This is a genomic window from Burkholderia sp. E168m22 (assembly GCF_001319805.1).
GTDB lineage: Bacteria > Pseudomonadota > Gammaproteobacteria > Burkholderiales > Burkholderiaceae > Burkholderia > Burkholderia orbicola.
On sequence record NZ_BBSK01000117.1, the window covers coordinates 20,083 to 28,666 of the forward strand.

At 67.0% G+C, this 8,584-nt stretch carries 8 protein-coding genes; 6 read left to right on the forward strand and 2 right to left on the reverse strand.

The annotated features are described in order from the left end of the window. Positions 1 to 171 precede the first annotated feature (171 nt). The gene (locus AP428_RS27910) at positions 172 to 1,767 is read left to right on the forward strand and encodes a thioredoxin family protein (RefSeq protein ID WP_011694872.1); all 1,596 of its coding nucleotides are present in this window, start codon (positions 172 to 174) and stop codon (positions 1,765 to 1,767) included. Positions 1,768 to 1,806: 39 nt separating this feature from the next. Here AP428_RS27910 and AP428_RS27915 read toward each other — a convergent pair whose 3' ends face one another. Together AP428_RS27915 and AP428_RS27920 are read right to left on the reverse strand one after the other, a co-directional pair. Further along, complete coding sequence (locus tag AP428_RS27915) at positions 1,807 to 2,058, reverse strand: DUF4148 domain-containing protein (protein WP_011694888.1); 252 nt, start codon at positions 2,056 to 2,058, stop codon at positions 1,807 to 1,809. A gap of 345 nt (positions 2,059 to 2,403) precedes the next feature. Beyond that, complete coding sequence (locus tag AP428_RS27920) at positions 2,404 to 3,807, reverse strand: GntP family permease (protein WP_011548899.1); 1,404 nt, start codon at positions 3,805 to 3,807, stop codon at positions 2,404 to 2,406. A gap of 326 nt (positions 3,808 to 4,133) precedes the next feature. On the opposite strand from AP428_RS27920, the gene AP428_RS27925 reads away from it, so the two are divergent. From AP428_RS27925 to AP428_RS27945, 5 genes are all read left to right on the forward strand, one after another. After that, on the forward strand, positions 4,134 to 5,621 hold the full coding sequence (locus AP428_RS27925; protein WP_011548900.1) for a sigma-54-dependent Fis family transcriptional regulator: 1,488 nt from the start codon (positions 4,134 to 4,136) through the stop codon (positions 5,619 to 5,621). 54 nt (positions 5,622 to 5,675) lie between these two features. Further along, positions 5,676 to 6,212 (forward strand): BON domain-containing protein, encoded by a 537-nt coding sequence (locus tag AP428_RS27930; protein WP_011548901.1) that lies wholly within the window; start codon positions 5,676 to 5,678, stop codon positions 6,210 to 6,212. Positions 6,213 to 6,273: 61 nt separating this feature from the next. Beyond that, positions 6,274 to 6,546 (forward strand): hypothetical protein, encoded by a 273-nt coding sequence (locus AP428_RS27935; protein ID WP_011548902.1) that lies wholly within the window; start codon positions 6,274 to 6,276, stop codon positions 6,544 to 6,546. A gap of 103 nt (positions 6,547 to 6,649) precedes the next feature. Further along, on the forward strand, positions 6,650 to 6,955 hold the full coding sequence (locus AP428_RS27940) for an H-NS family nucleoid-associated regulatory protein (RefSeq protein WP_011548903.1): 306 nt from the start codon (positions 6,650 to 6,652) through the stop codon (positions 6,953 to 6,955). A 579-nt stretch (positions 6,956 to 7,534) separates the two neighbouring features. Further along, the coding region (locus AP428_RS27945; protein WP_197285611.1) for a CoA-binding protein at positions 7,535 to 8,584 on the forward strand (1,050 nt) is incomplete at its 3' end.

Sequence of the window (8,584 nt, forward strand, 5' to 3'; positions counted from 1 at the left end):
GTACCCGTCGTATCGTCGAACGATTTGCCGGTCGCTGCGGCCGGCTTCGCTTTTCCGTATCGATGCATGCGCGGCGCTGCCTGTCGGCCGGCCTCATCGTCATCGCTTCACGGCCCCCGTTGCGTGCCCGGCATCGCCCTGAAACCGTCTTTTTCAACGGAACCCGCTTCGATGAAAACCGTTCTCCGCAATCTCACCGCCGCCTGCCTGTTCGTGGCCGCCAGCGCGGCGCTCGCCGCCGCCACGCCCGCGGGCGCCCCGGTGGCGAGCGCATCGCCAGACGGTGCGCATCTGCCGCCCGGCATCGCGTGGCAACACGGCGACGTCGATGCCGCGTTCGCGCTCGCGAAGCGCGAGGGCAAGCCGCTGCTGCTGTACTGGGGCGCGGTATGGTGCCCGTCGTGCAACCAGGTGAAGTCGACGATCTTCAGTCAGCAGGCATTCAAGACGCGCTCGTCGTTCTTCGTGCCCGTGTATCTCGACGGCGATACCGAAAGCGCGCAGAAGCTCGGCGAGCGTTTCAAGGTGCACGGCTATCCGACGATGATCCTGTTCCGTCCCGACGGCACCGAAGTGACGCGGCTGCCGGGCGAAGCCGATCTCGACCGCTACATGCAGGCGCTGTCGCTCGGGATGACGGCCGCGCATCCGGTGCGGCAGACGCTCGCGACGGCGCTGAAGAGCGGCGCGTCACTGACGCCGGACGAATGGCGCCTGCTGGCCGACTATTCATGGGATACCGACGGCGCGCTGCCGGTGCCGGCCGATCGTGTCGCGCAGACGCTGCAGTCGCTCGCGCAACGCGCGCGGGCGGCCGGTGCGAAAGACGAATCGGCGCGCTTCGCGCTGAAGTCGGCGGTGGTCGCCGCGTCGGACGATCCGACGCAGGCCGGCGCGCTCGACAAGGCCGCGCTCGCCGATTCGCTGCGCACGGTGCTGCACGATGCCGCGCTGTCGCGGGCCGATTCGGACGTGCTGGTCGCCGCACCCGCGCGCGTGGTCGCGTATCTCGGCGGCGACGACGCGCAGCGCACGAAATTGCGCGGCGCGTATGACACGGCGCTGGCGCGCCTGTCGACCGACACCACGCTGTCGTCGATCGACCGGCTGATGGCGCTGCACGGCCGCGTGCTGCTCGCGCGCGGCGACGCACGCAAGGGCGCACCACTCGCCGCACCGGCGCTCGCCGATACCGCGCGCAAGCAGATTGCCGCATCGGTGCAGGGCGCGGCGAATGCATACGAGCGGCAGGCGCTCGTCAGCGAAGGCGCGGACACGCTGACCGACGCGGGGCTGTACGACGAATCGGATGCGTTGCTGAAGGCCGAGCTGCCGCGTTCGTCCACGCCGTACTACTTCATGTCGGGGCTGGCCGCGAACGCGAAGGCGCGCGGCGACAAGGCGGCCGCGCTCGACTGGTATCGCAAGGCGTACGACGCGGCGAGCGGCCCGGCGACGAAGCTGCGCTGGGGCGCGACCTACTTCGCGAATGCGGTTGAACTGGCGCCGGACGATTCGGCGCGCATCGAAGGGATTGCCGCCAGTGTGCTCGCGCAGGCCGACAAGACCCGGGACGCGTTCTACGGCGCGAACCTGCGCGCGCTGACCAAGGTCGTCACGCAGCTGAACCGCTGGCGCGGCAGCGGCGCACACGATGCGTCGGTCAGGTCGGTCGTCAAGCAGTTCGACGGCGTGTGCGGGAAACTGCCGGCCGGCGATCCGCAGGCGGCGGCATGCACGAAGCTGATCCAGCCCGTGAAGGCGTAACGACGCGGGGAAGGATCGTCGGGCGGGCTGGACGACGGATTACCGGCCCGATTCCGACGATGCGCCGCGATCGCTGCCGTATCCGGCGTCGTGCTCGCGGGCGATCTTCGCTTCGGCGGATACGATGCTGGCCGGATAGAACCAGTCGCTCGACTGGAAGCCGGCCTGCTTGAGCGCCTTGACTTCGGCGTGGACCTGCGCGCGCGTGAGCGGCTGGTTCGACTGGGCTTGCGCGGCGAACGGGGCCGAGACGGCCAGGGCGATGGCAACGGCTTGGATCAGGCGCTTCATGATCGGGACCTCCACGATTCAGGTGAATCGCAGCGCTTCGTTCGTTGAAGCGCCGTGCGACGTTGAAACCAGTGTAGGCCGGGGCGGCCGCGCGAAAAATGCGATCGCGCCCAACGCAGTGTTCTGCTGCCGGTAACAATGGGCGAGTAAGGGCGCAGGCTATGCAATGACCGGGGGGCCGCCGGGCGCGTACAAGCGCTGCGGCGGGGATTTGGCCTGATTCGACGGGCAGCGAAATGAAATCGGACCGGATGCGCATTCCGGAATCCGTTCCGGTGCGCATGCGGTCCGATCTTGAAGGGCGAGGGCAGGCGGCGAATGACGCGCCGCCTGGGATGCCGACGCTTACACGAGCCCCGTTGCGTAGTACACGGCGATCACGAAGAACACCGCGAGCGTCTTGATGATGGTGACCGCGAAGATGTCGCGATACGACTCGCGGTGCGTGAGGCCCGTGACCGCGAGCAGTGTGATGACCGCGCCGTTGTGCGGCAGCGTGTCCATGCCGCCGCTCGCCATCGCGACGACCCGGTGCAGCACGTCCATTGGAATGTTGGCCGCCTGCGCGCCCTTGATGAACAGGTCCGACATCGCGGCGAGCGCGATGCTCATGCCGCCGGACGCCGAGCCCGTGATGCCTGCGAGCGAGCTGACCGACACGGCCGCGTTGACGAGCGGGTTCGGGATGCTCTTCAACGCGTCGCTGACGACGAGGAAGCCCGGCAGCGCGGCGATCACGCCGCCGAAGCCGTATTCCGACGCGGTGTTCATCGCGGCGAGCAGCGCACCGGCGACGGCGGCCTTCGAGCCGGAGGCGAAGCGGCCGCTGACGCGCTTGAACGCGGTCAGCACGACCAGCACGATACCGAGCAGCAGCGCGGCCTCGACCGACCAGATCGCGACGACCGTCTTGATCGACGTTGTGACCGGCGCGTGCACGCCCGGCAGCACTTCCGGCGCGACCGTGTACGACGCGGCGCCGTACCACTGCGGGATCAACTTCGTGAACGCGAAGTTCGACACGCCGACGAGGATCAGCGGCAGGATCGCCAGCGCGGGATGCGGCAGCGCCTTCGCCTCGACGCGCTCCGGCTCGTTGACGAGCGACGTGCCGTAGCCTTCGCCCTTCGCCATCGCGGAACGGCGGCGCCATTCGAGATACGTGAGGCCGACGACGATGATGAACAGCGAGCCGATCGTGCCGAGCGCGGGCGCGGCCCAGGCGGTCGTCTTGAAGAACGTGGTCGGGATGATGTTCTGGATCTGCGGCGTGCCGGGCAGCGAATCCATCGTGAACGAGAACGCGCCGAGTGCGATCGCGCCGGGCATCAGCCGTTTCGGAATGTTGCTCTGGCGATAGAGTTCGGCCGCGAACGGATAGACCGCGAACACCACGACGAACAGCGAGACGCCGCCATAGGTGAGCAGCGCGCACACCGCGACGATCACCGCATTCGCGCGCGAGCGGCCGATGTAGCGGATCGCCGCATGGACGATTGACTCGGAGAACCCGGACAGTTCGATCACCTTGCCGAACACGGCGCCCAGCATGAAGACCGGGAAATACAGTTTGACGAAGCCGACCATCTTTTCCATGAAGATGCCGGAGAAGACCGGTGCGACGGCGGCGGGTTCGGTCAGGAGCACCGCGCCGAGCGCGGCGATCGGCGCGAACAGGATCACGCTGTAGCCGCGATACGCGGCGAACATCAGGAACGCCAGCGCGGCGAGGACGATCACGAAAGACAAGGGAGTCTCCTAAAAGCTTGGAATGGCTTTGGTTGTTGTTCGATCGCGCGATGCGCCGCGGACCAGTTCGGGTTCGTGCAGGTTTCGTGCCATCGGCCGGATTGCGCCGCCGGACATGGGCCCGCCGGCGGCCGGCGGGCCCGCGCCGGTGCAGGTCTGACGATTCTACATAAAACGTCTCCAGCTGGAGACGATTTGGCCGTTCGGTCGACCCTCGAAATCGGGCAGGGCTTTCCCCGACAATGGATTGCGACGTGTCTCCAGAGTGAGATAATCCGTCTCGTTCCGGAGACATCCGGCCGACAATATACGGAGACGAAGACACGATGATGAACGACTGGGCGCGCCTGCCCGTCAACTACGGCGACGTGCTGCGGCGCGCCGCCGAGTCGCTATTCCGGACCTTCGAGGATTCGAGTGCGGGCACGGTGGTCGTCGATCGCGACGCGCGCGTCGTGTGGATGAACGAGCGTTACGCGGCACGCTTCGGTTTCGCCGATCCGCAGCAGGCCGTCGGCCTCGACTGCGAGGCCGTGATCCCGAACAGTCTGATGCGGGAAGTCGTGTCGACCGGGCAGCCGATCCTGCTCGACATCATGGAGACGGGCCGCGAGCCGCTCGTCGTCACGCGCCTGCCGTTGAAGAACGAGGCCGGCGAAACGGTCGGCGCGATCGGCTTCGCGCTGTTCGACCAGTTGAAGACCCTCACGCCGATTTTTTCCCGCTACGCGCAGCTTCAGCAGCAGCTGATCGCGACGCAGCGCTCGCTCGCGCAGGCGCGCCGCGCGAAATACACGTTCGCGAGCTTCGTCGGCACGAGTGCCGCGAGCCTCGAGACCAAGCGCCAGGCGCGCCGCGCGGCGCAAGTCGATTCGCCGGTGCTGCTGCTCGGCGAGACGGGCACCGGCAAGGAACTGCTCGCCCACGCGATTCACGCGGCGTCGGCGCGTGCGCTGCAGCCGCTCGTGACCGTCAACGTCGCCGCGATTCCCGACACGCTGCTCGAAACCGAATTCTTCGGCGCGGCGCCCGGCGCGTACACCGGCGCCGATCGCAAGGGGCGCGTCGGCAAGTTCGAACTGGCCGATCGCGGCACGCTGTTTCTCGACGAGATCGGCGACATGCCGCTGCCGTTGCAGGGCAAGCTGCTGCGCGTGCTGCAGGACAAGGAGTTCGAGCCGGTCGGTTCGAACCGGATCGTGCGCGCGGACGTGCGCATCATCGCCGCCACGTCGGCCGACCTGCCGGCGCTGGTGGCGGCTGGGCGTTTTCGCGCGGATCTCTATTACCGGCTGAACGTGCTGACGATCCATGCGCCGCCGCTGCGCGAACGCGCTTCCGACATCGCGGCGCTCGTCTACGCGACGCTCGAGGAGCTGGCCGCGCAGCACGGGCGCGCCGCACACTGCGAACTGACCGACGATGCGTTGCGGATGCTGTGCGCGTATCCGTGGCCCGGCAACGTGCGCGAGTTGCGCAATACGCTCGAGCGCGCGCTGATGCTGTCGGATCGCTCGGTGATCGATGCGCGCGCGCTCGCGCCGTTTCTCGGGCCGGTGCGCATTTCGCCGGACGGCGCTGCGCCGGCGCAGCGGGTTGGCGCGGTGCCGGCCGAGCAGCGCGCGGGCGATGCCCCGACGGCATCCGGTGCGCCGGCCGTCTCGTATGCCGATGCACTGGCGGCGTGGGAGCGCCAGTTCCTGACCGATGCGCTCGCGGCCTGTGACGGCAAGGTCGTCGACGCGGCTGCGCGTATCGGCATCGGCCGCGCGACGCTGTACAAGAAACTGGCGGCGCTGGGCATCGACCGGTAGGCCGATCGGCGAGGCCGGTGCTTCCCGATGTAATGCATCGAACAGGAGATCACGATGAAGCGAATCGGCATCGCAGGATGGCTGACCATGGTGCTGGCGAGCGCCGCACTCGCGCAGGCCAGCAACATCGACGGGCCCGACGCTCCAGACGCGCGGCGCAACTGGTACAACGATCCGTTCGTCGCGCTGTCGCAGGACGTGGCCGAATGCCCGTTGCCGCTCGGCCCGTGGATGACGCGCGCCGAGATGACTGACGATGCGCACTACCGCGCCGAACGCGGCACGACCTGCTGGCTCGCGCATCGCTGCACGAAGCCGAACTCCTATATGTATGACGCGTCGATCGCCGATGCGGCGAAGGCACACTTCGCGGGCTCCGATCATCTGCGCGGCACGAGCCTGTGGATCACCGTGCAGCGACGTTTCATCTACGTCGAGGGATGCGCGGATACGACGCTCGATCGCCAGGCGTTGCAACGCGAATTCGAGGCGCTTCCGGACGTGGAGCAGGTTTTCGTTCGCATCACCGAAGATCCGCGCAAGCGCTTGCCGTACAAGGCGCGCGGGCAACCCGACCGCACGCCGGACTGACGGTCGAAGGGCCGCCCATGGCATACTCGCCACATTCAAAAAAAGGTTGACGGGAACCACAATGAAACACATGCTTGCGTCGGTTTGTCGGTGGCCTCGGGTGGCCGTGATGTTGGCTCTGGTTGCAGGGCTCGGCGGGTGCGGCGGCGGTGCTCCGCTGTTCACTTCGGACGGGCGCCCGACCACCCAGGTGCAATGCACCGGCAACGACTGGAGCAATTGCACGGACAATGCCCGGGCCATGTGCAACGGCGATTTCGACGTGATCCAGCAATCGACGGATGACGCCGTGCGAAATCTTCTCTTCGCATGCAAGAAGAAGAGCGGTTATTGATCCCGACCTGACCGGTTGAGGAGACCACGATCGGGCGAAGCGCTTTTCTGTTTGCTTTGAGTCACTTGTTTTTCACGAATAACACTCACGGAGTCCCATCCATATGGCGACCTACAGGCAACTGAGCGCGCAGCTCGAACGGCTTCAGCAAAAGATCGACAAGGAACGCGAAAAGGCGATTGCCGACGCGATTGCGCATATCCGCGCGAAAATCGACGAATACGACATTACGCCGGAAGAGCTCGGTTTTCGCCCCGCAGGATCGAGTACTGCTGCTGCCACCGCGAAGCCGAAGCGCACGTTGCCGCCGAAGTACCTGAACCCGAAGACGGGCGAAACGTGGAGTGGCCGCGGGCGCGCGCCGGCATGGCTCGGCAAGAATCGCGGACGTTTCCTGATCAAGGACTGACTCCCGAAAATCCTCACCTTTCGTGTACCGACTGACGGTGCGAACGGCCTTCCGGCCTTCGCACCGTTTTGTTTTGGTGCGGCCGCCATGCGATTTTCCCCGCCGAATTGAAGTGCAATGTCGCGCAATTAACGGCTCCTGTTTTGCGAATTCGCTGCGATCCGGCCGCATATTGCGGGGAATTTCCGTAAACAAGCGTGTAATGACGTAACGCACACGCATTGGCATTCGCGATTTTCGCGGTGCATGCATGGTGCCGATTTTCATCACCTTTCGCGTGTTGGCGCGGTGTGTCGTGCGATTCCCGAAGATACTCACCATGGCTCCTGTAAATCCTCACCTTTGAGAAAGCGGCTGCAGCGTCGTGCCGCATTGCGTGCATCGTGCGTGCGGCGCCGTGATGCGGGGCCGCGTGTGTTGCAGTCCATGGTGCGAGCGTTGACGTCCGTCGAATAGTCGGCCATTCGGCATATAGGCAGTCGCAGGCGCTTCGCCTATGCTTGGGGTTCGCGTCGATTGGCGCGCGGCCCGCCGGCCGCAAGCCGATCGTGTCGTCTTTCGTCACCGCAGGGAGCCGATGTGACCGTTCGCCATCTCGATGCGTTGTTCCAGCCCAAGTCCGTTGCGGTCGTCGGCGCGTCGTCGCGCGCGGGCAGTATCGGCGCGATGGTGTGGTCGCGCGTGCTCGACGGCGCGTTCCAGGGGCCCGTGTGGCCCGTGAATCCGAAATATCGCGAGCTGGACGGGCATGCGGTCGTTTCCGACGTCGACCGGTTGCCCGCGCCGCCGTCGGTTGCCGTGATCTGCACGCCGCCCGCGACCTGGGCCGGCATCGTGCGCAAGCTCGGTGAGCTGGGTGCGCGCGTCGCGGTGATCGTCGGCGAGGCGCGCACCGACGCCGATCGCGCTGCGGTCGATCGCATGCTGAAGGCGGCGAAGCCGTTCGTGCTCCGTATCGTCGGGCCCGGCAGCCTGGGCGTGTTGTCGCCCGCGCGGCATGCGCATTTCGGCGCGCCTGCCTACACGGCACGATCGGGCGGCGTCGCGTGGGTGTCGCAATCGAATGCGTTGACGAACGCGGTGCTGGGCTGGGCCGATGCGCGGGGCCTCGGCTTTTCGCACGTCGTCGCGCTCGGCAGCGAATCCGATGTCGATGCGGGCGATGTCCTCGACTATCTGGCGAGCGATCCCGGCACACGCGCGATCCTGCTCGAGCTCGATACCGTGCGCGCGGCGCGCAAGTTCATGTCGGCGGCGCGCGCGGCGGCACGCAACAAGCCGGTGCTCGCGCTGCGCACCGGCCGTGCCGATCCCGGCGACGCGCTCTACACGGCGGCATTCCAGCGCGCGGGCATGGTGCGCGTCGATGCGCTCGACGATCTGCTCGACGAAATCGAGACGCTCGGCGTCGGCCGCGTCACCGCGCGAGGGGCGGCGACGCTCGTGACGAGCGACGCGGGCGTGGCGAAACTCGCGGTCGATGCGGTGGCCGAGGTGCGTGACGTGCTGACCGACTGGTCGCCTGCCGCAACGTCGGCCGTCGCGGCCGCGCTGCCGCATCTCGCGGCGCCCGGCAATCCGCTCACGCTGGGCGACGATGCACACCCCGAGCACTTTGCGGCGGCGATC